25 protein-coding genes and 1 pseudogene are annotated in these 23,919 nt (G+C 63.9%); 16 read left to right on the top strand and 10 right to left on the bottom strand.

The annotated features are described in order from the left end of the window. Positions 1 to 4: 4 nt before the first annotated feature. The 4 genes from G5134_RS07145 to trmA all read right to left on the bottom strand — a co-directional run bounded on the left by G5134_RS07145 (position 5) and on the right by trmA (position 3,665). Complete coding sequence (locus G5134_RS07145; protein WP_010635722.1) at positions 5 to 187, bottom strand: hypothetical protein; 183 nt, start codon at positions 185 to 187, stop codon at positions 5 to 7. Positions 188 to 241: 54 nt separating this feature from the next. Continuing rightward, on the bottom strand, positions 242 to 1,567 hold the full coding sequence (rstB, locus tag G5134_RS07140; RefSeq protein WP_065018457.1) for a two-component system sensor histidine kinase RstB: 1,326 nt from the start codon (positions 1,565 to 1,567) through the stop codon (positions 242 to 244). A 109-nt stretch (positions 1,568 to 1,676) separates the two neighbouring features. Then, a complete protein-coding gene (gene rstA / locus G5134_RS07135; protein WP_016352344.1) occupies positions 1,677 to 2,387 on the bottom strand; it encodes a two-component system response regulator RstA in 711 nt (236 codons plus the stop codon). A gap of 144 nt (positions 2,388 to 2,531) precedes the next feature. Continuing rightward, positions 2,532 to 3,665, bottom strand: a complete 1,134-nt coding sequence (gene trmA / locus G5134_RS07130; protein WP_065018458.1) for a tRNA (uridine(54)-C5)-methyltransferase TrmA — start codon at positions 3,663 to 3,665, stop codon at positions 2,532 to 2,534. Between the two features lie 170 nt (positions 3,666 to 3,835). Between trmA and G5134_RS07125 the strand changes: the two genes are divergently transcribed. The 7 genes from G5134_RS07125 to G5134_RS07095 all read left to right on the top strand — a co-directional run bounded on the left by G5134_RS07125 (position 3,836) and on the right by G5134_RS07095 (position 10,111). Beyond that, positions 3,836 to 4,978 carry a DUF5610 domain-containing protein gene (locus G5134_RS07125; protein ID WP_065018459.1) on the top strand — a complete coding sequence of 381 codons (1,143 nt, stop codon included), beginning with the start codon at positions 3,836 to 3,838 and terminating at the stop codon, positions 4,976 to 4,978. 90 nt (positions 4,979 to 5,068) lie between these two features. Beyond that, positions 5,069 to 5,602 (top strand): ATP--cob(I)alamin adenosyltransferase, encoded by a 534-nt coding sequence (locus G5134_RS07120; RefSeq protein WP_065018460.1) that lies wholly within the window; start codon positions 5,069 to 5,071, stop codon positions 5,600 to 5,602. Positions 5,603 to 5,698: 96 nt separating this feature from the next. Next, a complete protein-coding gene (locus G5134_RS07115) occupies positions 5,699 to 7,381 on the top strand; it encodes an HAD-IIIC family phosphatase (RefSeq protein WP_065018461.1) in 1,683 nt (560 codons plus the stop codon). Then, entirely contained in the window at positions 7,374 to 7,598 is a 225-nt protein-coding gene (locus G5134_RS07110) for an acyl carrier protein (protein WP_065018462.1), read from the top strand. The genes G5134_RS07115 and G5134_RS07110 overlap by 8 nt, the downstream gene beginning before the upstream one ends. Continuing rightward, positions 7,595 to 8,359, top strand: coding sequence for an AAC(3) family N-acetyltransferase (locus tag G5134_RS07105; protein WP_065018463.1), 765 nt, complete (start codon positions 7,595 to 7,597; stop codon positions 8,357 to 8,359). The genes G5134_RS07110 and G5134_RS07105 overlap by 4 nt, the downstream gene beginning before the upstream one ends. After that, positions 8,349 to 8,753 (top strand): VOC family protein, encoded by a 405-nt coding sequence (locus G5134_RS07100; RefSeq protein ID WP_065018464.1) that lies wholly within the window; start codon positions 8,349 to 8,351, stop codon positions 8,751 to 8,753. Before G5134_RS07105 ends, G5134_RS07100 begins: the two co-directional genes overlap by 11 nt. After that, positions 8,750 to 10,111 carry a DUF4910 domain-containing protein gene (locus G5134_RS07095; protein ID WP_065018465.1) on the top strand — a complete coding sequence of 454 codons (1,362 nt, stop codon included), beginning with the start codon at positions 8,750 to 8,752 and terminating at the stop codon, positions 10,109 to 10,111. The genes G5134_RS07100 and G5134_RS07095 overlap by 4 nt, the downstream gene beginning before the upstream one ends. Here G5134_RS07095 and G5134_RS07090 read toward each other — a convergent pair. The 6 genes from G5134_RS07090 to pseF are packed head-to-tail and all read right to left on the bottom strand — an operon-like array spanning position 10,093 to position 15,375. After that, entirely contained in the window at positions 10,093 to 10,839 is a 747-nt protein-coding gene (locus tag G5134_RS07090; protein WP_005306746.1) for a crotonobetainyl-CoA--carnitine CoA-transferase, read from the bottom strand. The genes G5134_RS07095 and G5134_RS07090 overlap by 19 nt on opposite strands. After that, entirely contained in the window at positions 10,839 to 11,096 is a 258-nt protein-coding gene (locus G5134_RS07085; protein ID WP_065018466.1) for a hypothetical protein, read from the bottom strand. The genes G5134_RS07090 and G5134_RS07085 overlap by 1 nt, the downstream gene beginning before the upstream one ends. Continuing rightward, positions 11,093 to 12,388 (bottom strand): motility associated factor glycosyltransferase family protein, encoded by a 1,296-nt coding sequence (locus tag G5134_RS07080; RefSeq protein WP_065018467.1) that lies wholly within the window; start codon positions 12,386 to 12,388, stop codon positions 11,093 to 11,095. Before G5134_RS07080 ends, G5134_RS07085 begins: the two co-directional genes overlap by 4 nt. Further along, on the bottom strand, positions 12,381 to 13,427 hold the full coding sequence (pseI, locus tag G5134_RS07075) for a pseudaminic acid synthase (protein ID WP_017781263.1): 1,047 nt from the start codon (positions 13,425 to 13,427) through the stop codon (positions 12,381 to 12,383). The genes G5134_RS07080 and pseI overlap by 8 nt, the downstream gene beginning before the upstream one ends. 6 nt (positions 13,428 to 13,433) lie before the next feature. After that, a complete protein-coding gene (pseG, locus tag G5134_RS07070) occupies positions 13,434 to 14,690 on the bottom strand; it encodes a UDP-2,4-diacetamido-2,4,6-trideoxy-beta-L-altropyranose hydrolase (protein ID WP_065018468.1) in 1,257 nt (418 codons plus the stop codon). Beyond that, positions 14,680 to 15,375 carry a pseudaminic acid cytidylyltransferase gene (gene pseF / locus G5134_RS07065; protein ID WP_065018469.1) on the bottom strand — a complete coding sequence of 232 codons (696 nt, stop codon included), beginning with the start codon at positions 15,373 to 15,375 and terminating at the stop codon, positions 14,680 to 14,682. The genes pseG and pseF overlap by 11 nt, the downstream gene beginning before the upstream one ends. 164 nt (positions 15,376 to 15,539) lie before the next feature. Here pseF and G5134_RS07060 point away from each other — a divergent pair, with 164 nt between their 5' ends. The 9 genes and pseudogenes from G5134_RS07060 to G5134_RS07020 all read left to right on the top strand — a co-directional run bounded on the left by G5134_RS07060 (position 15,540) and on the right by G5134_RS07020 (position 23,908). Beyond that, on the top strand, positions 15,540 to 16,076 hold the full coding sequence (locus tag G5134_RS07060; protein WP_082970174.1) for a GNAT family N-acetyltransferase: 537 nt from the start codon (positions 15,540 to 15,542) through the stop codon (positions 16,074 to 16,076). Then, entirely contained in the window at positions 16,073 to 16,306 is a 234-nt protein-coding gene (locus tag G5134_RS07055; protein WP_005306726.1) for an acyl carrier protein, read from the top strand. The genes G5134_RS07060 and G5134_RS07055 overlap by 4 nt, the downstream gene beginning before the upstream one ends. Then, positions 16,306 to 17,055 (top strand): SDR family NAD(P)-dependent oxidoreductase, encoded by a 750-nt coding sequence (locus G5134_RS07050; RefSeq protein ID WP_065018471.1) that lies wholly within the window; start codon positions 16,306 to 16,308, stop codon positions 17,053 to 17,055. Before G5134_RS07055 ends, G5134_RS07050 begins: the two co-directional genes overlap by 1 nt. Beyond that, complete coding sequence (locus G5134_RS07045; RefSeq protein WP_065018472.1) at positions 17,055 to 18,425, top strand: AMP-binding protein; 1,371 nt, start codon at positions 17,055 to 17,057, stop codon at positions 18,423 to 18,425. The genes G5134_RS07050 and G5134_RS07045 overlap by 1 nt, the downstream gene beginning before the upstream one ends. Next, positions 18,425 to 19,483, top strand: a complete 1,059-nt coding sequence (locus G5134_RS07040) for an acyl-protein synthetase (RefSeq protein WP_065018473.1) — start codon at positions 18,425 to 18,427, stop codon at positions 19,481 to 19,483. Before G5134_RS07045 ends, G5134_RS07040 begins: the two co-directional genes overlap by 1 nt. Then, entirely contained in the window at positions 19,480 to 20,667 is a 1,188-nt protein-coding gene (locus G5134_RS07035) for an acyl-CoA reductase (protein WP_065018474.1), read from the top strand. Before G5134_RS07040 ends, G5134_RS07035 begins: the two co-directional genes overlap by 4 nt. 158 nt (positions 20,668 to 20,825) lie before the next feature. Continuing rightward, positions 20,826 to 21,809, top strand: a complete 984-nt coding sequence (locus G5134_RS07030; protein WP_065018475.1) for a glycosyltransferase family 2 protein — start codon at positions 20,826 to 20,828, stop codon at positions 21,807 to 21,809. After that, positions 21,806 to 22,948: pseudogene (gene glf / locus G5134_RS07025) on the top strand (UDP-galactopyranose mutase); the annotation flags it as partial. The gene G5134_RS07030 and the pseudogene glf, both read left to right, overlap by 4 nt. Then, complete coding sequence (locus G5134_RS07020) at positions 22,949 to 23,908, top strand: glycosyltransferase family 2 protein (protein ID WP_421231934.1); 960 nt, start codon at positions 22,949 to 22,951, stop codon at positions 23,906 to 23,908. Positions 23,909 to 23,919: the final 11 nt, after the last annotated feature.

Here is a 23,919-nt window from a genome sequence, read left to right as displayed (position 1 = left end):
TCGATTACTTGGTCTTGGGAGCAACCTTGACGGCCGGCGCCTTGGCGTGGGCAGCCTTGTGGTGTTTTTTCACGACCTTGGTCTGGGTAGCCTGGGGAGCGGCAGCCTTGGTCGGGGTGGCAGCCATGGTGAAGCCGGAGGTCAGGGCGAAGACAGCAGCCAGGCTCAGGGGGATCAGCTTGTTCATATTCCAGTTCCTCATTCGGGTTGATGACATGGAGCGTTTCTCCATGACTTCATCCTAGGGCTGTTCGACTTGCGGTTCAGTGAGTGACTGGTGACGGTTTGTATCCAAATGTACAGGCAGCATCAGGCAGAAGCGGGCACCGCTGCTGCTTGGCAGCAGCTGCACCTCGCCGCCATGGTGGCGGGCGATGCTGCGCACTATGGCGAGCCCCAGCCCGGCGCCGCCGGTGCGCCTGTCGCGGCTCTGATCCAGCCGCACGAAGGGCTCGAAGATCTGCGGCGCCAATGCGGGATCGATGCCGGCGCCGTCGTCGGCCACCTCCAGCAGATAGTGATCCTGCTGGCGCGCCATGTTGAGGGTGACCCGGCCGGCGGCGTGGCGCAGGGCGTTGCCGATGAGGTTCTCCAGCGCCCGATCGAGCAGGCGGATGTCGCCGCGCCAGGGCAGGGCCATGGCTGGGCGCACGAAGTCGAGCCGTTTGTCCGGTCGCAGCGCCTGCCAGTCGGCGAGGCGGCTGCCGGCCCAGCTGCCGAGCTCCAGCTCGCTGCACTGCAGCGGCAGCTCGGGGCGATCGAGCCTGGCGTAGGTGAGCATCTCCTCGATGAGGGCATCCAGCGCGCCGAGATCCCGCTCCAGTCCCTGCTGCTCCTCGGCCGAGGGGGCGGGATCCAGCATGGCGAGCCGGTAGCGCAGCCGCACCAGCGGGGTGCGCAGCTCGTGGGCGATGGCGTCGGTCAGCTGCTTGCGGCTGGCCAGCATGGCCTGCAGCTGCTCGGTCATCTGGTCGAAGGTGCGGCCGACCCGACCCAGGCTGCTGCCGGGGGGCAGGCGGGTGCGGCAGGAGAGATCGCCGTCGCCGACCCGACGGGCGGTCTGTTCGAGCTGCTGCAGGCCGCGCCAGTGCGGGCGCAGCCAGAGCAGGATCGGCAGCCCCAGCGAGAGACCGATGACCAGCAGCAGCCCCACGTCGACCCAGTGCAGCTCGTGCAGGTAGGAGAGATAGGGTACGGGGCCAACGATCAGCACCTGATCGGTGCCCGGAATGCGCTGCAGGAAGGTGTCATCCTCCTCGACGATGACGATGTTGCCGGCCTCCAGGAAGGCCTGATCCTCGTTGGCCAGCGGCTGGTTGGCGAGGGCGCCGATCTGCAGCGGCAGGGTAAGCTGGCGGCTCTGCTCCGCCATGCGGGCGGGCCAGTGCTCCGGTGGCAAGCGGGCCAGCTCGCCGGTGAGCAGGCCGAGGGAGCCCTGCATCATCCGCTCCAGATAGCGATCTCCCGCCCGCTCGGCGGTGACCTGATAGACCATGCCGACCAGCAGGATGGCCAGGGTGAAACAGCCGATCAGCAGCAGATAGAACTGGATAAACAGGCGGCGCATTGGGCTCTCCTCTTGCCTGGATTACGTCTGGGCATTGCATTGTTGCCCCCTCATCCCCAACCCTTCTTCCGCAAGGGGAGAAGGGAGCATCAAGGTCATTCGGCGGGGCTTATTCCCAGGCGTGGGGCACCAGCAGGTAGCCCTTCTGGCGTACTGTCTTGATGCGGGTCGGGTTGCTGGTATCGTCCCCCAGCTTGCGACGCAGGCGGGAGATGGCCACGTCCATGCTGCGATCCTGGCCGTCGTAGTCGCGACCGCGCAGGCTGCGAAACAGCGCCTCCCGCCCCAGGATCTGGCCGGCGTGGCAGGCCAGCTCCCACAGGAGATCGAAATCGGCGGTGGAGAGCGGAATGCTGTCGCCGTCGAGGCGCACGTCCCGGCCCGGGCCGTCGATCTGCAGCCGGCCGAACTGCAGGCGCTGGGGCGGTGTGCTGGCGACCACGGGCTGCGGGGCCTGTTGTCCCTGCTGGCGGAACTGGACCCGCAGCCGGGCCAGCAGCACGGGGGGCGGCGTGGTTTTGAGGATGTAGTCGTTGGCGCCCAGCTCCAGGCTCAGGATCTGGTTCATGTCGCTATCGAGGGAGGTGAGCATGACGATGGGACCGGCAAAACGCGGGCGCAGATCCCGGCACAGGGAGAGACCATCCTGACCCGGCAGCATGATGTCGAGCAGCACCAGGTCCGGCTGCTCTGCCTCGACCCTGGCCAGCGCCAGATCGCCCCTCGGCTCCAGCAGCACTTCCATGTCGTGGCGGGCCAGCCAGCTGCTGATGAGCTGGCCTATCTCGGGATCATCTTCAACAAAAAGAATGCGTTGCATGGTGGCATGACACCCAGACTGTGGCGCGGATGCGCGTGCCGCCAGCATAGCGGCTCCGGCCGCCCCATGCACAGGGTTAAATAATCAAACAGGGCCTGCGGGCCCTGTCTTGCTGGTCGAGCGGGGAGCTGTGCCCCTGTGATATCAACCTGCCTTGCGCTTGAGATAGACGCCGGCTTCCATGTGGTGAGTCCAGGGGAACTGATCGAACAGGGCGAAGCGGGCGATCTCGTGGGTTTCGCCCAGCACCGCCATGTTGGCCTGCAGGGTCTCGGGGTTGCAGGAGATGTAGAGGATGTTATCGTAATCCTGCACCAGCTTGACGGTGGCCTCGTCGAGGCCGGCCCGGGGCGGGTCGACGAAGATGGTGTTGCACTGGTAGGCGGAGAGATCCACCCCCTTGAGGCGGTTGAACTCCCGCTCGCCGCGCATCGCCATGGTGAACTCCTCGGCCGACATGCGCAGGATGATCAGGTTGTCGACGCTGTTGGCGGCGATGTTGAACTGGGCGGAGTCCACGCTCGGCTTGGCGATCTCGGTGGCCAGCACCTTGCTAAAGTTCTGCGCCAGGGCGATGGAGAAGTTGCCGTTGCCGCAGTAGAGCTCCAGCAGGTCGCCCTCGCTCCCCCTGGTCACGTCCAGCGCCCAGCCCAGCATCTGTTCGTTGATGGCGGCGTTGGGTTGGGTGAAGCTGTTTTCCACCTGCTTGTAGATCAGCTCGCGGCCTTGCACATTCAACCGTTCGATGACGAACTCCTCCCCCAGGCAGATCTTCTGCTTGTGGGCGCGGCCAATCAGCTGCAGCTCGAACCCCTTGGCCCGCAGGTCGGCCTGCAGCGCCTCGGCGGCCTGCTGCCACTCGCTCTCCAGCTTGCGGTGATAGAGCAGGCTGACGCAGATCTGGCCGGACTGGGTGGAGAGGTAATCGATCTGGAACAGCTTGCGGCGCAGTACGGGGTGCGGGCGCAGCCCCTCCAGCAGCACCGGCATCAGCTGGTTGATGAGGCGGCTGGCGGTGGGGAACTGGTCGACCCGGATGATCTCCTTGGTGGCCGGCGCATACATGCAGTGGTACAGGTCGTCACCGTCGTGCCAGATGCGAAACTCGGCGCGCATCCGGTAGTGTTCGGCGGGGGAGGCGTGCACTTCCAGCGCAGGCAGGGTGAAGTCGGCAAACAACCCGCAGAGGCGCTCGCGCTTCTCGTCGAGCTGGGCCTGGTAGTCGGCCGGGGTTCGAAGGGGCGCCGGGTCGGCGGAAACCTGCTGGGATTGGGTCATGATTTACCTCACATGCACACCGGTCTGGCCGGGACGAAATCGGGGGAAGCCTGCGGCCACCCAAAGGGGCCCGATTTTAAAAGGCCGCTGCGGATTGTCCAGCATTTTGTGGTCAAGAAGTGTGCAGTCAGGCCGATAGCTGATCTACAGGCATGGTGGGAGGACACATTATGCAGATCGACGGAGTGGGCGCGGCCCAACCCAAGGGAGTGGGTGTTGCTCCCAAATCGCCCCAGCAGGCGGACTCGAAGCCGGTAAACAACGAGGACGAAGTCTCGTTGCACAAGGCGCCGAAATGGGCGCAGGTGCTGGTGCAGCAGGCGCTGCAGTTCGCGCTGGAGATCAACGGCCAGGGCTACAAGGCGCCCAAGGCGCAGGATCAGCCGGAGGCGGTGACCCCGGATACCCTGTTCGACTTCCAGTCGGTGGCCGACAACGTGCTGCAGTTCGTCACCGGCCGGCTGGGGGCTGCCCGGGCCGACGGCAAGTCGGACGACAGCCTGACCGGCATGATGGAGCAGGCCCGCAAGGGGGTGGACAAGGGCTTTGGTGACGCCAGGAAACAGCTTGGCGACTGGGCGGACAACGAAGACATCAAGACCGGCATGGATCAGAGCTACAAGCTGATCCAGGAGGGGCTCGACCAGTTCGAGAAGGAGTTCTTCGGCAAGGTCTCCACCACCGACATGGGGCAGGCCGAGATGGCCAGCCGCCAGCAGGGCTCGCTGGAGATCCAGACCAAGGATGGCGACAAGGTGGTGCTGCGCTTCAACGACAGCTGGCAGACCAAGTCCCAGAAGGATGACAGCGGCAGCCAGTTCAGCCTCAAGTCGAGCCAGAGCTTCAGCTTCTCGCTGGAGGGCAACCTGAGCAGCGAGGAGATGGACTCCATCGGCAAGCTGGTCAAGGGGATCGACGATCTGGCCGGCAGCTTCTTCTCCGGCAATTTCGACGACCTGTTGAAGAAGGCGGGCGAGCTGAAGCTGGATGACAGCCAGCTGGCCTCCTATTCGCTCAAGCTCAAGCAGAGCCTCAAGCTGAGCCAGACCTATCAGGGGGCGCACTCCCTGCAGGAGATGCTCAAGCCGCTGGCCGACTACCTGCCCAAGCTGGATCAGGTGCAGCAGCAGGCGGATTCTCTGCTGCCGGCATCCCAGCAGCAGGCGCTGACGCCGGCGGTGCTGGCGGCCCGTGGCCAGAGCGATCCGGCCCAGGTGGGCAGCTTCACCAGCTTCAACCAGCGGATGCTGGATGCGCTGCGGATGATCGGCCAGTTCCAGCCGGCGACGGATACCAGCAGCAAGAGCGTTTGAACCGTTTTGGATTGAGAAGGACCATGACCGGCCGTTTGCCAGCTCCCGCAGGGGCTGGCAAACTGGCCTTTTTCCCGATCCGGCCACCCTATGAACCCGAAAAAGCCCAGAGACAAGCGCGAGCTTTGCTACCCCTTCATCTTCGAAACCCAGTTCCAGTGTGACTACGAGATCGCCACCGACGAGCTCTGCTGCCAGGTGGGCGCCGTATTGTCACAGCTGGCTCCGGAGGCCGAGATTGCGCCCATACAGGCGGATCTCGCGGCGCTGCAGCGGCTTATCTACAACCTCAACGGCTCGGTGCGCGGCCGGCTCGGCATCTTCGAGGAGGATCTGGCGTGGCTGAAGGGGCGTTACGATCACTACAACGAGGCGAGCCGCGGCCGGGTCACCGGTTTCGTGCTGCCGCAAGGGCCGCAGCCGATCCCGACCCTGCACCTGTGCCGCTGCGGCAGCAAGAAGGTGGTGCGGCTGCTGGTGCGGTTGGAGGAGAGCGGGGTGTGCTTCGACCCCATCCTCTATCGGTTCGCCAACCTGCTGGCCAACTTCTTCTTCGTGCTGACCGTCTACCTCAAGCAGCTGTGGCAGGTGGACGAGGTGCCCTACGTCAGCATCAACTACTGAATACGGCCAAAAAAGCTTTTGTTTTTCATGAAGATCAAACACGATCATCCCATTTGTCGGTTGCCGGGATGGTCCCGGTAGTGCAGGGGGAAGGTCATGACCATGCTTCATCTCAGTGGCAGTTCGTTCTTGATGCCGGGCAACCTCGCCTGGCGCCCCCTGGCTGAATATGGCGAAGTGCAGGTGGCCCCCCACGGCCAGTGGTTGCAGACCCTGATGCACCAGAGCGCCGATGCCGCGGCCGGAACCCACATCATCATCTGGTTGTGGGAAGATCTGGTGCCCGCCCGGACCCTGCAGGAGTGGGGCCGTCTGGCGCAGGACGATCAGCAGCTGGCGGTTGCCGCCTTCGTCGACGCGCTCTGCCAGCCTCTGTTGCAGCATCTGCAGCGCCGCCCGCAGGATCATCTGCTGGTGGGGGCCTGCAGCCATGCCCCGCTCTGTGTCTATGGCCCGGCCCCTGCCGTGCTCGCCGCGCTGGCCAGTGCGTTCGAGCAGCAGATGGCCCGCCTGCGCCTGCAGCAACCCGGCCTGGACGACCTGCACCTGCCGCTCTGGCTGCAACAGCATGGCCGCCAGCACTGCTTCGATCGGCGCAACCTCTATCTGATGTCCTGCCCCTTCTCCATGGCCGGTCTGGCCAGCCTGGCGCAGTGGATGCTCCCCTTGCTGCAGCGGTTGCAGCAACCCGCCCACAAGGTGCTGGTGCTCGACTGCGACAATACCCTGTGGGGCGGCGTGGTCGGTGAAGACGGTGTCGGCGGCGTCCTGCTGGGACAGGACGGGATGGGCCGGCTCTACCAGGCCTTCCAGCAGGCAGCCAGCCACTGGCACGAGCAGGGCATAGTGCTGGCGCTCTGCTCCAAGAATCTGGCGGACGATGTATGGCGGCTGTTTGACGAGCATCCGGGCATGATGCTGACACGGGCGCAGATCGCCGCAGCCGAAATCGGCTGGGAGCCCAAATCCAAGGGGCTGCAGCGGCTGGCAGCCCGCCTCAATGTCGGGCTGGACAGCCTGGTCTTCTGGGATGACAGCGAGCTGGAGCGGGCCGAGGTGCGGGCCAACTGCCCCGAGGTGTTGGTGATTACCCCGCCGGCCGATCTCTGGAGCTGGCCGGATGCCCTGCTGACGCTGCCGGCCCTGTGTAGTCGCCACCAGAGCCGGGATGACGGCCTGCGGCAGCACTCCTATCAGGCCCAGGCCGAGGCCGAGGCGGTGCGCCGGCAACTGGGCGACGAGCACGCCTTCCTGCGACAATTGGCGCTGCAGGCCGACTGGCAGATGCTCTCCCCAGGCAACCAGTTGCGAGCCGAACAGCTCAGCCAGAAGACCAATCAGTTCAACCTCTCCGGCCGCCGCTATCAGGCGGCGGAACTGGCCCGGCTGGCCGCCGAGGGGGGCGAGGTCTGGCTGGCCAGTCTGCGAGACAGATTTGCCGATCACGGCATGACGGCGCTGCTGGTGGTGCGCCCGCTCGATGAGGGCAGGGCGCTGCTGGATACCCTGGCCATCAGCTGCCGGGTGCTGGGGCGCGGTTTCGAATACTGGCTGCTGGCACAACTGGCAAACCATCTGCGGGCGCAAGGGGTGAGCGAGCTGGTCATCAGCCTGGTTGCCACCACCCGCAACCAGCCGGCGCGGGATTTTCTGGCGAGCCTGCCAACCCGGCCGATAACCACTCCAGCGGGCTTGCTGCCGCTGGCGGACGAGCTGTTCCTCACGCTTGATCTCTGCTCTCTTTCTCTCCCGTTTTTGGAGTTCTATGCCAATGAATGACCTTATCGCGCTGGCACACCAGCAGTTCCCCCAGGCCAGCATCAACGCACAATCTGCCCTCGGCAGCTTTCCCGAGTGGGACTCTCTGGGTCACTTCAACCTGCTACTGCTGGTCGAGCAGCACTATGCCGTGCGGTTCGAGCCGCAGGAGCTGGCCGAGTTGAAGAGCCTGGCCGACATCCAGCAAGCCCTGCTTAGCAAAGGGGTTGCCGTGTGAAACAGGCGCTCGAGCAGGCGCTGACCGCGCTGGGGATCCCCAGAGGCGGCGCCCTGATGGTGCACTCGGATGCCATGGTGGTGGCCCAGTTTGCCGGCATGGGCAACGCCGCAGGCATCGCGGCTTTCTGGACATGCCTCGAACAGTGGCTGGGCGGGCACCTGCTGGTGCCGACCTTCAGTTACAGCCCGATGGCGGACGAGTGCTTCGACCCTGCGCAGACCCCGAGCAAGGTGGGCTTGATGACGGAGCTGTTCCGCCAGCGCGAAGGGGTGGTGCGCACGCGGGATCCCGTCTTCAGCATGGCAATCAGCGGCCCGCAGGGGCCTGCGCTGGTGGCCCGGGAGTGTCACGACTGTTTCGGTCAGGAGAGCCCGTTCGGCTGGCTGGCGGAGCAGGACGGCTGGCTGCTGGGGCTGGGTTGCCACCCCGACCGCATCACCTTCACCCACTACGTGGAGCAGCGGCTGGCCGTCTCTTATCGCTATCACAAGATGTTTGCGGGTCAGGTGTGCGTCGATGGCCGCGTGCGGGAGTGGCAGGCGGATTACTATGTGCGCGACCTGTCGCTGGCCAGCGAAATCGACCTCTCCCGGCTGGTGGCCCTGCTGCAGGAGCGGGGCGCCTGGCGCCAGACGCTGTGCCAGCGGGTGCCGGTCTGGGCGGTGCCGTGTCGCGACTTCATCCTGGCTGCCGGCGAGTTGCTGGCGGCGGCCCCATACGCCCTGATCCGGGCGGGAGGAGAGTCCCATGCAGTTTGATCACATCGGACTGGTGGTGCCGGACCTGGCGAGCGGTGTGGCCTATTGCCGCGACGTACTGGGGCTGAGCCGCTTCTCGGCGGCAGTGGAGGATCCGCTGCAACGGGTCTGGGTGCAGTTCGCGCACGACGACCATGGCCTCTGCTACGAGCTGGTCGCGCCGGCCAGCGAGGAGAGCCCGGTCGCCCAGGTGCTCAAGACCCGGCGCAACGTCATCAACCACCTTGCATATCGGGTGAGCAACCTGCAGGAGAGTGCCGAACGGCTGCGCGCGCAGCGCCACCTGCCCCTCGGGCCCAGCCAGCCGGCCATCGCGTTTGGCGGCGCCCACGTCCAGTTTTTCCTGAGCCCCCTTGGCCACATTGTCGAATTGATCGAGGCACCCACCCCATGAGTTTTTCACCCAAGAGCGGCTATCTGCCCACCGACTGGGACGACCAGGCACAAGTCGGTGAACAGCTGCATCGGCTGCTCACCCTGCTGTTTCCGCTCAACCGCAGCCTGACCGGGGACGGGGTTCGGCAGTCGCTGGCCCTGTGGCGCGAGCACTGCCTGCCCGAGCTGCAGATCCATGAAGTAGCCAGCGGCACCGAGTGCTTCGACTGGACCGTGCCTGACGAGTGGAACGTGCGGGAGGCCTACATAGTGGGGCCGGATGGCCGCAGGGTGGTGGATTTCCAGGATCACAATCTGCATCTGGTCGGCTACTCGGAGCCGGTGCGCTGCACCCTCTCGCTGGCCGAGCTGCAACCCCATCTTCACTCTATGCCCGAGCAGCCGGATGCCATTCCCTATGTGACCTCCTACTACAAGCGCCGCTGGGGCTTCTGTCTGCCCCATCGGCTGCGAGAGGCGCTGCCGGAGGGGGAATATCAGGTGGTGATCGATGCCACCCTGGCACCGGGTTCGCTCACCTATGGCGACTGGGTGCTGCCGGGGGAGAGCGAGCAGGAGATCCTGCTGTCGAGCTACACCTGCCACCCCTCCATGGCCAACAACGAGCTCTCCGGCCCCTGCGTCGGTGTCTTCCTGATGGCCTGGCTGGCGTCACTGCCCACACGTCGCTACAGCTACCGGCTGATGCTGGTGCCCGAAACCCTAGGGGCCATCGTCTATCTCTCCCGCCATCTGGACCAGCTCAAGCAGCACACTCTGGCCGGGTTCAACCTGACCTGTCTTGGCGATGACCGCGGCTACTCCTTCCTGCCTTCCCGCCAGGGCAACACGCTGGCGGATCGCATCGGTCGCCATGTGCTCGGCCATCTGGCACCGGGTTACCAGGCGTACAGCTTTCTGGAGCGTGGCTCCAACGAGCGGCAGCTGTGCGCGCCCGGCATCGATCTACCGGTCACCTCGGTGATGCGCAGTCGATACGGCTGTTATGCCGAGTACCACACCTCGCTCGATGACCTCTCGCTGGTGACGCCGGCCGGGCTGGCCGGTGGCTTCATGGCGCTGCGCCGGGCCATCGAGTGTCTGGAGCTGGACGAGCGCTGCGAGGTCACCGTGCTGGGCGAGCCTCAGCTCGGCAAGCGGGGGCTCTACCCGGATTTGTCGACCCGCTATTCGGGCTGGCGGGTACGGGAGATGATGAATCTGCTGGCCTACAGCGACGGCAAGCTGACCCTGTTCGAGATCGCCGAGACCATAGGGGCGCCGTTCTGGCGGGTGGAGCCGCTGGCGCGGATGCTGCTGGAGGCCGGGCTGCTGCGTCGTCTCAGCCCGCAACCAGACTACTCGATCACCAGATAGGCCGGGCCCGGGTTGTGCGGGGTGCGGCGGATGGCGTAGCGATCCAGCCCCAGCACCTCCTTGAGGGCCAGGGTCTCCCCCGGAAAGGCGGGCCAGTTGAGCTCATCGAATGCCAGCACAGATCCCTTGGTCAGGTGCGGCTTGATGAGCTCGAGGCAGCGGCGGGTCGGCTCGTAGAGATCAAAGTCAAAATAGGCCAGCGCTATCATTGTTTCCGGCTGACGAGCCAGATAGGCCGGCAGCGTCTCTGTCACATCCCCCTTCACCAGCTCATGCTTGACGATATGGTCCAGCGGACTTTCCGCCTCATGGGCGGCGAGCAGTTGGGCCAGATGCTGCTCATAGCCCGGCGTCACCCCGTAGGCACCGGGCTGGATGGCGGCGTCGCTACCATCCTGCGGAGCGTGGGAAGGGAAGCCGCTGAAGGTATCGAATCCCACCAGCTTGCGGTTGTAGTTGTAAGGCTCATACATGCCGCGAAACGAGGAGAAGAGCGCCAGGTTCTGACCCCAGCGGGTGCCGAAATCCATGATGACGCCGTGGACCGGCACGATCTTCTGATACAGCTCGTGCATGAACAGGATGCGGGAGAGCGACTGGCGCTTGAGGTAGAGGCCCAGGTTGTTCTGCAGCTCGGCCGCGGGCAGCGGGCTGGCGTGCAGCAACTCGCTGAAGGTCTGGCGACGTGATAGCTCCTGCTCGGAGGCGTTGGAAATGGCCTTGATCATCAATGGTCTCCTGTGGTGTCGCTGGTCGGGGTCGACAGGCAGTGCACCACTTCATATTCGAGGTAGTCGGCTAGCCCCAGCCAGTCCTTGCGCTCCTGGCACTGCAGCAGGGCGGCTACCAGTCCGGGTGGCAGGTTGCCCTGCTCGGTGACCACCTCTTGCAGCAGTTCCGGCAATGCCTGACTCGCGGCAACCGACTGCCCCAGCCGAAACTGGTGTGCCAGGGCGGTTAGGCGGGTGATCTGGCCGTTTTTCATTGCACGTACTCCGGGTGATAGCGGCAGCCGGCGATCTCCGCCCCTTCCCGGCTGCAGTTCCAGAATTGCACCTCGGGGTGGCGCGCTATGTAGCGCTCGAGTTCGGTGCGGTAGGCGGAAAAGTTCGGATTGGTCTTGACCCGCCGGCCATGGCCGTCGAGGGCCCAGCTGAGTGCCAGCGCGGCACTGGGGCCGAGCGCACCGTCGGCCCAGCCCGAGTGGGTAAGCTCGCCGGGAAAGGCGAAGTCGGTACCCAGCAGGATGACCTGGTGGCAACCCATCTGTACGGCGAGATCCACGGCGGGATGAATGACGCTGCCGCCCGAGTGCAGCACGCCCTTGGGGAGCGTCTGCCGCAGCTGCTGATACATGGGGCTGCGGGAGTAGGCGGTCTTGCGCGGCCCCTGCCAGGCCAGCAGGGCTGCCGTGGGAACCGTGGGGTAATAGACCAGGGTGGTCTGGGCCGACTGGGCGGCGGGCAGCCGGTTGCCGTCGATGGCGTCATCGATGGTGACGACGATGTCCGGTCGGATGCCGTGGCCAAGCAAGAATGCCAGCGCGGTATCGACGCTGATCAGCAGGAAATCTTGCCGACGGCGCTGCAACTGGGCCTGCAGGATGGTCAGGTTGTGCTGCAGGGTCGGGCCGCTCGCCACGATCAGGGCCTGCTTGCCCTGAGCCAGACCAAACAGGGAGGCCACATCGCCGTCGCCGGCCACCAGTTCGCGGTTTTCGGCCAGCCGCCTAGTGACGTCGGGGTGCTCGGCGTCGAACCTGGCCCGGGCAAACGGCAAGTCGATTTCACTCACCAGCCGGTCGCGGATGCGGGCGGCGGCATCTTCCACCAGCAGCAGCTCGGGCGGCAGGGCGAAGAAGGGCAGCCGCACCTCCCCCTCGTCGCCGGCCATCATCAGCTCTACCCTGGGGTCCGTCAGCCAGTCCTGCTGATCCAGCAGGCGCAGCACCAGGGCAAACAGGGCGCCATTCATGATCTTCACTTCCAGCCGCTTGAGGCTGCTGCGCCCCAGCAGGGCGCGCGGCAGATCGCCTAGCCCGGTGCCGTAGAGGTGCAGCACAGCTTGCTCGGGCAGGCTGGCGGCCTGCAGCTCTGCTTCCTTCACCCGGTCGTGCCGGCTGGTGAGCTGGATGCCGTGGAGGCTGAGGGTGGAGCCGAGCCCCTCGGTCAGCTCGGCCGGCAGGCTTTCCACGTCCTGTGCCAGCAGGCGGAGCCAGAGGGCGGGCCAGCGCTGGCTGATGAGCCTGCCGTGCTGGTTGAAGAGATCATCACTCATCTTTGTCTATCCACTCCCAGCTCAGCGGTTGATTGGCGCTCAGGCTGCGGTTGACCCGCTTGCCGATGAGCCGATCGTAATCGGCCGGGGGCAGGCCGAGGGCGGGGCGCACCGACTTGATGTGCTCTGCGGTGAGCACCTCGCCGGCGGCCATCTCCTTGACCAGATAGAGGGAGCGGCGAAACGCACGGTTGCCCTGTTCACTGGCGGTGAGCTGGTAATCGGCCACCCCGAGGGCGGCATGGGCGGTGTTGACCGAGGCCACCAGCTCGGTGAGTTCGGCCGGTTCCATGGAGAAGGCGCAATCCGGCCCGCCGTCGGCGCGGGCCAGGGTGAAGTGCTTCTCGATGAGGGTCGCCCCGAGCGCAGTGGCGGCGATGGCCGTGGCCGATCCCAGGGTGTGATCGGAGAGCCCCACCTCGACCCCGAAGCGCTGGCGCAACATGGGGATGGTACGCAGGTTGTATTCGGCTGCCGGCGCCGGATAGCCGCTGACGCAGTGCAGCAGGGCCAGCTGGCCGTTGCCGTGCTTGAGCGCCATCTCGACTGCGGCGGCGATCTCGGCCTCGTTCGCCATGCCGGTGGACATGATGAGCGGCTTGCCGGTCTGGGCGGCGTAGCGGATGAGGGGCAGGTCCACCAGCTCGAAGGAGGCGATCTTGTAGGCCGGGCAGTCGAGGGATTCCAGCAGATCCACCGCGCTGAAGTCGAACGGACTGCTGAAGACCGTCAGCCCCAGCTCGCGCCCCTTGGCAAACAGGGCCTGATGCCACTCCCAGGGGGTATGCGCCCACTCATAGAGGTCATAGAGGTTGTGGCCATCCCAGAGGCCGCCATGGATCTGGAACTCGGGCCTGTCGCTGTTGAGGGTGATGGTGTCGGGCCGGTAGGTCTGCAGCTTGACCGCACTGGCCCCGGCCTCCTTGGCGGCGGTCATGATGGCCAGTGCGCGCTCCAGGTTGCCGTTGTGGTTGGCCGACAGTTCAGCGATCACATAGGGAGCCTGCGCCGGGCCGATGGATTGATGGGCGATCTGCATCTGTGTTCAGACTCCTGTGCCAAGTTGCCAGCCTTGCGGCGCCGGCTGCCAGGGGGCAGGGGGCGCTATCTGCGGTGGCTCGGCAAGATAGAGGGGAAATTGGGAGAAAATTGTTTGCAAGCGATGTGCCAGCTCTTGCCACGCCGTGGGCTGAAGTGGCTGAGTGGCCTGCCATGTCAGCCGCTGGCCGTTCAGGGTCAGGGTGAGCAGCAGTTTGCCATCATGGCGTAGTTGCCACTGCTGGCCATCTGGTAACAGTTGATAATCCGATTGTTGCAGCAACCGGGCGGTGAGCCGATCCAGCCCCAGCCCGTCCACCTGCTGCTGGCCGCGGCGGCGGTAGTCGTCTGACTGTTGTTCAAGCCGTTGCAGGGCCTGCAGCAGTCGCTCAGGCTCGGCCAGCTCGCTCAGGGTCAGCCGCTCGGCCAGCTGGAAGCGGGCGATCACCTGGTCGTTGAACTGCTGGTTGTCGACGATGGGCACTGCCAGGGTCGGCAGACCGAGACAGGCCCGCTCCCAGGTCATGCCGCCGGCGGCGCCGATGGCGAAGTCGTGCCGGCTCATCAGGTCGGCCATCTGGTCGCTCTGGCGCAGCAGCGCCAGGTCGAGGTCGGTCAGTTCGGCCACCCTCTGTTCCAGCTCAGGCCAGAAGGGATTGGCCCCGCCCGCCACCAGGGTCCACTGGATGGTGCGGGCCCAGGGCAGCCGGGCCAGGCTGTTGAGGGTGATGAGGCAGGCGCCGGCGGGATCGGCGCCGCCAAAGCAGACAAGCCCCCGTCGCCACTGACTGGCGTGTGGCCGCGCCAGCTGGCGATAGGCGGGACGCAGCAGGGCGTAGTCGGTACCCAGCAGCAGCCGACAGCCGGCGGGGGTGAGCGGCTGGTAATCGGCAGCGCGGCGCAAGGGGCCCTGATCCAGCAGCAGCTGGCAGTGGTGTGTCCGGTCGGCCAGATCATCGATCACTAGCACGCGGCCGCAGTGGGCGGCCAGCTTTTGTTCGATTGTGTGGTCAATCTGGTAGTGATCGAACACCAGCCAATCGGGCTGCAAGCCGGGCAGCGGGCCGGCGTCATCCAGCGCGCTCAGAGGATGCTGGTGATGGGGTCGCAGCAACGACAGCAGGTGTATCGGCAGATCGTGGCAGAGGAAGTGGCACTCGGCCCCGGCGGCGTGCAGCCTATCGGCGATGGCCAGGCAGCGCATCAGGTGGCCCAAGCCGATCTCGGCGCCGGCATCGAGCCGGAAGGCAACCTTAAACGTCATCTTGGGCCAGCACTTGATAGAGCAGTTCGGCCAGGTGCCAATCTTCCGGCGTGTCGATGTCGACCACCCTGTGCCGCGGCAATATGTGGCCAATCCCTTCTCCCCCCACCGGGCTGATCCCTCCCAGCCAGGCCGCGCGGCTGCCCCAGTAGAACTGGCCGGCATCCTGATAGGCGGGCTCCAGATCCTGGGAGCGTTTCGCCATCTGCTCCGGCCAGAAGGGGGTGACCCTGCCTTGCGCGTCCATGCGCACCGCCCGCTGGATCGGGAAGCCGAATTCGGCCACCGTGTAGACGAAGGGGGCCTTGCTGGCGAGCATGCGGTGGTGGGCGGCGCGCAGGTCATCGGCCTGGATCAGCGGCACTGTGGCATAGATGCAGCAGTAGTGCTCCGCCTGGATGCCGAGCTGGTCGAGCCGCTGGATGGTGTCGATCACCACAGGGGTGGTGCCGGTATGGTCATCGGCCAGCGCGGCGCCCCGCAGGAAGGGCACCTCGGCCCCGAGGCGACGGGCCACCTCGGCGATCTCCGGGTCATCGGTGGAGATCACCACCCGACTGAAACAGCCCGAGTCTCTGGCTGCCTCAACGGCGTAGGCAATCATGGGCAAGCCGCAGAAGGGACGGATGTTCTTGCGGGGAATGCGCTTGCTGCCGCCCCGTGCCGGGATGATGGCGATGGCCATGATGCTCTCTCCCTGAGGAGCCCGACGTGGTCGCCGGGCCGGATAATTGATGACAACTCGTTGATTATTTTTGAGATTATACCGAGTTTTCATCTTATATTATTGAGCTTTGCTACGGAATTGCCCGGCGATGGTCGATAACATGGGCAAGTGATGGGACGTCATTGGTATTGAACATGAGTTATGGTGTCGAATTGCGCCCGCTCCAGCCCTGGGATCTGCCCACTCTGCGACGCTGGCGCAACCAGGACGAGGTGCGGTTGCAGATGGTGGAGCAGGCGCTCATCTCCCCCCGCCAGCAACGGCAGTGGTTCGTCAGCAGCCTGGAACGGGCTGACCAGCAGCACTGGGTGCTCTGGTGCCGCGGCCTGCGGGCCGGCTACGTCAACCTGAAAGGGGAGACGAGTCAATCGCTGCAAGGGCAGCCGGTGGCCGATGCCGGCCTCTATCTGGGCCGCTCCAGCGTGCGCCACCCCATGCTGGCCGTCGCCGCCGCCCTGTCACAGCTCGATCAGGGCTTCGATACCTTCGGGCTCGGCTGCATCCGCACCCTGGTGCGTACCGGCAACGACGCCGCCCTGCGCCTCAACGCACAGCTCGGCTATCGCCAACAGGGGCAACAGGGCGACTTCATCGCCCTCGAACTGCAGCCCGCCGACTATTATGCCGCCCGAGAACGGCTACGGAGATTTTTCAGATGACTACAGCGTTGGAACAGGTTTTTGCCGATGCCCTCGGCATCGACGTCGGCAGCGTCAGCGACCAGCTGGCCTACAACAGCATTCCCCAGTGGGACTCCGTCGCCCACATGGGCCTGATCGCCCAGCTGGAGGATTGCTACGGCGTGCTGCTCGATACCGATGACATCATCGACATGAGCTCGGTCGCCAAGGCGCGGGAGATCCTCGCCAAGTACGGGGTCGCCCTCTGATGCAGGGGCTGCTGCAAGGCAAGCGGGTGTTGATCACCGGCGCCGGGCGCGGCATCGGGCTCGCCATTGCCCGGCTGTTTGCCGCGCAGGGGGCAGAGCTGTGGCTGGCGGGACGTGACGAGGCGGCCATGAGCCGGCTGGCCGATGAGCTCGGCGCCGAGTTCGGCGTGCCTTGTCACTCGCTCTGTGTCGACGTGGCGCAGCCGCAGGCGGTCAAGCAGGCCTTTCAGCAGCTGTTTGCCCAGACGCGCCAGTTGGACGTACTGGTCAACAATGCCGGCATGCTGGAAGAGGGGCTGCTCGGCATGGTCAATCAGGCTCAGCTGGAGCAGACCTTCAGCCACAACACCTTCAGCGTGGTCTATTGCAGCCAGTATGCCGCCCGCCTGATGCAGCGCAGCGGTGGCGGCAGCATCATCAACCTGGCCTCCCTGATGGGGCGGGTGGGTGCAGCCGGCCTTTGCAGCTATGCCGGCAGCAAGGCGGCGGTGATCGGCATCACCCAGTCGCTGGCCAAGGAGCTGGCTGCCAGCCAGATCCGGGTCAATGCCATCGCCCCCGGTTTCATCGACACCGAGATGGCCCACGCCATCCCGGACGACAAGTTTGCCGAGCGGCTCGCCAGCATCGCCATGGGGCGCATCGGCACCCCGGACGAGGTGGCCGGGGTGGCGCTGTTTCTCGCCTCCGACCTGGCAAGCTATGTGACCGGTCAGGTCATCGGCGTGGATGGAGGCATGACGGTCTGATGGATCACGCGCACGCACTGCTCGCCCACCTGCGGGAAGACAACCCGGCACCGGCCTGGCGCGACCCGCAAGAGGGCTGGCTCTCCTACGGCGAGCTGGCACGGCGGGTGGCGCGGCTGGCGGCCAGCTATCCGGACGAGCGCAGCTTGGTCTATCTGCCCTTTTTCACCCGCACCGCCCACCTGTTGCACTATCTGGCGGCGCTCAAGCTGGGGCATGTCGTGATGCTGGCAGACCCGGCCCTCCCTGCGAGTCAGCACGATGCCAGCTGCCGGCAGTTTGGCGTGAGCTGGCGGGTCAATGATGTCGGCCAGCTGGAGCGGCTCGCCGCGACGACGCCTGCCCTGCACCCGGCGCTGACGGTAATGCTGCCAACCTCGGGCAGCACTGGCAGCGCCAAGTGGGTGCGGCTGTCGGGGCGCAATCTGGCGGCCAACGCCGCCTCCATCGTCGACTATCTGGCGCTGACCGCGGCCGAGCGGGCCATCACCAGCCTGCCGCTGTACTACTCCTACGGCCTGTCGGTGCTCAACAGCCATCTGCTGGTGGGCGCCTCCCTGGTGCAGCACGAAGGGAGCGTACTGGAGCGCGACTTCTGGCAGCAGGTCGATCTGCACGGCGTGAGCAGCTTTGCCGGGGTGCCCTTTACCTATCAGATGCTGGCCAGGCTGCGCTTTGACTGGGCCCGCTACCCCTCTTTGCAGACCCTGACCCAGGCGGGCGGGCGTCTCGAACCCGCGCTGGCGCAGCAGTTTGCCGAGCAGGCCCTGCGGCTGGAGCGGCGCTTCTTCGTCATGTACGGCCAGACCGAGGCCACCGCCCGCATGGCCTGGCTGGCAGCGCCCGAGGTGGCCGCCCATCCCGATGCCATCGGTCGCGCCATTCCCGGCGGCCAGTTCACCTTGCGCGCGCAGGAGGGGGGCAAGCCCGGGGAGGGGGAGCTGGTCTATCGCGGCGACAACGTCATGCTGGGTTACGCCGTTACGGCCGAGGATCTGGCGCTGGGCGCCCAGCTGCAGGAGCTGGCTACCGGCGATCTGGCCCGCTGTGACGAGGCGGGCCGCTACTACATCTGCGGCCGGCTCAGCCGTTTTCTCAAGCTGTTCGGCAAGCGGGTCAGCCTGGCGGAGGTCGAGAGCCAGCTCCATCGCTGGGGCTGGACGGGGGCCTGCGGTGGGCGTGACGACTGCCTGCTGGTGGCTGTCGAGCCCCGCGATGACTTGACGACCGACGGCTTGCTGCGCGAGCTGGCGCAGTGGCTGCAGTCCCCGCCGCGGGCGGTGCAGGTGGTGCAGGTGACACAACTGCCGCGCACCGCCAATCACAAGATTGACTACGCCGCCCTGGCCAGACTGGCGGGGGAGGCGTGATGGAGCAGTTGCTGAGCGCGCCGGTCTTCGCCCTGCCCCAGGCCGCCAAACAGGCGCTGCTGCTGGCGCGGCTCAACGCGTTGACTGCGCACCACCAGGCACACTGCACGGCTTATAACAATGTGCTGCAAGCCTTCGGCTGGACGGCCGCGGCGACCGACTACGATGTGCTGCCCTACCTGGCGGCCCGGCTGTTCAAACTGGCCCAATGGCAGAGCGTGCCGCAGAGCGAGGTGTTCAAGGTGCTCACCTCGTCGGGCACCACGGGCTCGCCATCACGGATCGTGCTGGACAGGGAGACCGCCGCCCTGCAGAGCAAGGTGCTGGTGAAGATCTTGCAGGAGTTTGTCGGCAAGCAGCGCCTGCCCATGCTGCTGGTGGAGCAACCCGCCCTCATCCAGAACCGCAGCGGCTTTTCGGCGCGGGGCGCGGGCGCGCTGGGGCTCTCCTTCCTCGGCCGTGACCATACCTATGCCCTCGACGAGCAGATGCGGCCCAACTGGCCTGTCATCGAGGCCTTCTGTGACAAATATGCCGGCCAGCCGGTGCTGCTGTTCGGCTTCACCTTCATGGTCTGGCAATGCCTGCTGGAGCCGCTGCGCGAGCGCGGCCTGCAACTGCCGCTGACGCAGGGCATTTTGTTTCACAGCGGCGGCTGGAAGAAGCTGCAGCACCTGGCGGTGGACAATTCCGCCTTCAAGGCCCGCTGCCGTGACCAGCTGGGGCTGGGCCGGGTGCACAACTTCTACGGCATGGTGGAGCAGGTAGGCTCCATCTTCGTCGAGTGCGAGCAGGGACACCTGCATGCTCCCGTGTTTGCCGATGTACAGGTGCGCGATCCGCTCACCCATCAGCCGCTCGGGATTGGCAGCCCAGGCCTGCTGCAGGTGCTCTCCGCCATTCCCGGCAGTTATCCCGGCCACAGCCTGCTGACCGAGGATCTCGGCGTGCTGCTGGGAGAGGATGACTGCCCTTGTGGCCGCCATGGCCGTTATTTTCACGTAGCGGGACGCCAGCACGGCGCCGAGGTGAGGGGATGCAGCGACACCTTCCAATGACCCCGTCCGGAGTGACCACAGTGCTCTGGCAGGAGGGGCCGGCGGTCAGCTTCGTGGCACCGACGACGGGCTGGTCAACCTTCTGCCCGCAGCCGCTGCCCTGCTTTGCCCCCGTCATTTGCGACTTCGTGGCGGCGCTGTCGGCCCGCCTGCAGCAGGAGGGGCGTCGTCACCCTGATCTGGCTGCGTTCGGTTTCTGGCTGCGGCCCCGCCAGCTGGCCAGAGAACAGCAGCGCTTGCAGGGACGGGGGCCGCTGGGGGTTACCTTTCACCTGGTGCCCTCCAACGTGCCGACGGTGGCCTTCTACTCCTGGTTGATGGCTCTGTTGATGGGCAACCCCTGCGTGGTGCGGCTGTCGTCACGCCGCGATCCGCAGCAGGAGGCCATGCTGGCGATCCTCAACGAACTGTTCAGCCTCGGTGAATGGCAAGAGATCGCCGCGCGTACCCGCTTCATTCGCTATGAGCACGACGAGGACATCACCGCCTGGCTGTCGGTGCGCTGCCGGCTACGCATCATCTGGGGCGGCGACGAGACCATCCGCCAGGTGCGGGCCACTCCCCTGGCACCAACGGCGCAGGAGGTGGTGTTTCCGGATCGTCGCTCGATGGCGGTGCTCGACAGCCGCTGGCTGGCCGGGCTGGATCCGCAAGAGTGGCAACGGACGATGGATGCCTTGCAGCAGGACTGCACCCGTTTCAACCAGCAGGCCTGTGCCTCGCCAACCACCCTCTGCTGGCTGGGTGAGCCCGACGAGGGGCTGCGCCGCCGCCTGCTGGAAGCCCTGTTTGCCCCCTTTGCCACCGATCCCGCCCTGGCGATGGAACGGCTCATCCACAGTCAACAAAATGCCGCCGAGCAGGGGGTAATGAAGGTGACCAGCTTGCCCGGCGTCACCTTATTGACTCCGGCGAGCGGGCTGCGGCTCGCACACGTCGGAGGAGGTACAGTTGCCGAATTTGTGGCCGATACCCTGAATGAGCTGCTGGCGCAGCCCTGGGACATGCAGACCTGCGTCTGGGTCGGCGGTGACAGGGCCGGGGTCGAGGCGGCGCTGCCGACTGCCTCCACCTGCCGGATTGACCGGGTGGTGGCGCCGGGACAGGCGCTCGCATTCGAATGGCACTGGGATGGCATCGACATGCTGCAACTGTGCAGCCGTGGTCTCAGTCGACGTGAATAATCGGGTGTGGCTCACATAAATCCAGCAGCTTCAATGGATTAGCTTGGTCAGGCATACCTCTTGCAGTAAAACCTGACAGAGAGGGAGAAGGGTTGACAGGGACCGTGCGGTAGCCTTGCCCATTTTCTCCCATCCGCTTCTTTTCTATTCATTTTCCCTTGGATTTCCCTATGAAAGTCAGCGTATTGGTGCCCGTCTACAATCTGGCGCGCTTCATCGAACCCTGCCTGCTCAGCCTGCTTGAGCAGCAGACGGATTTCGAGTTCGAGGTGATCGCCATCGATGACGGCTCGAGTGATGACTCCTGGTCCATCATGCAGCGGCTGGCACGGCAGTGGCCGGCCCTGCGGGCCCTGCAAAACGAACAGAACATGGGGCTGGCCAGAACCCAGAAGCGGCTGCTTGGTGAAGCAAAAGGGGCCTACCTTGCCTATGTGGATGGCGACGACCTGGCCTTGCCGGGCAAGCTGCAGCGTCAGGCCGACTATCTGGACGCGCACCCCGGCTGCACGCTTTGCTATCACGAGGCGGAGATGTTTGATGATGAGACCGATGCGCGCATCAAGCTCTTCACCCACGATTACTACAATGCCCGTTACCTCGAACCCGTGATGACACGGGAGGCGTTGATCCGCTTCGGGGTCTTCGTCAATGCCAGCTCCATCATGTTCCGCCACTATGACGGCATGGCCGATGCCATCGATGAAGGGTGCAAGATCATTCTCGATTATCCCTGGCACATCCTGAATCTCTCCCTCAATCCGGGCACCCTGGATTTCATCCCCGAGCTGCTGGGGCGTTATCGCTTCCATACCCAGAGCTTCGGCGGGCAGACCCGCAAATCCGCAGAGCGGCGTGAGCAGTCGCTGCGCGACCTGCTGCGCGCCTGTGACAATGCGGCTGCATTCGGTGCAGACCCGGTGGTCATTGCCCAGGGGCGTGCCCATCACTACTACTCTGCCGCGCTCTACTTTTTGCGGCAGGATGATGTCGCCCGCTTTACTCAGCTCATCGAGCAGTCGGCGGCAGAGGTTGCGGAGCTGGCCCCTGGCTGGTTCTTCGACGAGCGCCATCAACTGGCGTGGGCGCAGCGAGCCCATCCTGCCCGGGTCGTACAACAACTGTTTGGAGAAGCGGCGTGAGTTATCAGGCAATCGTCATCGGCGCCGGGCTGTCTGGTGCCGTCATGGCTGAACGAATGGCCAGCCAGCTTGGCTGGAAGGTGCTGGTGCTGGAACAGCGCGATCACATCGGGGGCAACTGCTTCGACGAGTATGACGAGCATGGCGTGCTGATCCATCGCTATGGGCCGCACCTCTTCCATACCGACAGCAAGGAGGTGTGGGATTACCTGTCTCAGTTTACCGAGTGGTTGCCTTACGAGCATAGCGTGCTGTCACGTATTGACGGGCAACTGGTGCCTATCCCGTTCAACCTGACCAGCATCGAGCGCTGTTTCCCCGCCGACAAGGCTGGCGCCATGATTGAGGCCCTGCGCACCCGGTTCGGGGATAACGCCAGAGTACCGATTCTCGAACTGCGCAAGGAGCAGGATCCCCTGCTGGGCGAACTGGCGGATTTCATCTATCAGAAGGCCTTCGTCAACTACACCAGCAAACAGTGGGGGGTACCGCCCGAGCAGATCTCCCCCGAGGTGACGGCGCGGGTACCCGTGGTAGTCAGTCGGGATGATCGCTACTTCACCGACCCCTGGCAGGCGGTGCCGGCCGCAGGCTATACCGCCATGTTTGAGCGCATGCTTGCTCACCCGCTGATTGAAGTTAGGCTGTCGACCCCAATGGCAGAGCACGTCAGGCTGGATTGGCAGCAGAAGCGGGTGCTGCTGGATGGCGAGCCATTTAACGGCCCCTTGATCTATACCGGAATGCTGGATTATCTGCTGCCGGCAGAGGGGAATTACCTGCCATACCGCTCACTGCGTTTTGAGCATCGCCATCTGGCGCAGGAGCAATTTCAACCGGTCACCACCGTCAATTATCCGAATGAAGAAGCCTTCACGCGGATCACCGAGTTCAAGCATTTCAGCGGACAGGTACATCCTGGTACCAGCATCGTTTATGAATATCCCTGTGATTATCAGCCGGAACAGGGTCTCGAACCTTATTACCCGCTATTTACCGATACAGCCAAACAGCATTATCAAGCGTGCCGTGATAAGTTGATCCTGTTTCCGCAGCTGATCGCCCTGGGGCGCCTTGCTGAGTATCGCTATTTCGATATGGATGATGCGGTTATAAATGCACTGTTGTATTTTGATAAAATGTGGAATATTCGGTTGCCATTAATATCAGTGATTATGCCAGTTTACAATTGCGAAGATTTTGTTGGAGAGGCTGTCAATAGTATTCTTTCTCAAACCTTTAGAGACTTCGAATTCATCATCATAGATGATGGGTCAACAGATAATACACACCACATCCTACAAGCTCTTTCCAAACAAGACCAGCGTATAAGACTGTACCGTCAGAGCAACAAAGGTCTTGTATATAGTTTGAATAAAGCGATTAAACTTTCACGAGGGACTTTTATCGCTCGAATGGATGCTGATGATATTTCAGTAAAAAATAGATTCGAACTGCAAGTTGAATTTATGAAGAACAATCCTGACGTATATATACTAGGGGGGTGGGCTAAGCTTTTCGGTGAGATAAATGAAGTATGGCATCACAGACAAGATGACAATTTCATAAAAAATCTGCTTATGTTTAGAACATCTGGTTTTCAGCATTCGTCGGTGTTAATTAGAAAGTCTGTGTTTGATAAATATGAATATGAGTCTCAGTGGCCTCATATTGAGGATGCAGCCCTTTGGTGCAAAATAGCGGCCAATGAGAAATGGAAGTTTCACAACCTGAGATGTATTCTTGTTTACTACAGGACACATCACCAACAGGTAAGCGAGATATATCGAGAAGTGCAGTCAACAGGCTTCACCAAAATGACTGAACTATATGTTAATCAGCTTGGTGTAAATATTGGCTCTCTTGCTCTATGGCGTAAAATAATTGAATTATCCTCAATGGATACGTCGGAAGTGGTAGCCGCTGGCTCGATTTTAACTGATATCAGGACAGAGCTAAAACTGCCTGATGAGTTTTTCGTAATTGAAGAGCGATGGTTAAAAATTTGCTTGGTAAACCAGGTGTCACACCACCTTTATAAAAGCCATGGGCCATGTCGAGATGATTTTGTATTCTTGGCAGAGTCGCAGCTAGCTTGATGGACATAAAA

Origin of the sequence: Aeromonas sp. 600276, from assembly GCF_049175815.1 — a bacterium.
GTDB lineage: Bacteria > Pseudomonadota > Gammaproteobacteria > Enterobacterales > Aeromonadaceae > Aeromonas > Aeromonas dhakensis.
The sequence above is the reverse complement of the archived record's forward strand: the minus strand, read 5'-3'. Positions and strand labels throughout refer to the sequence as shown.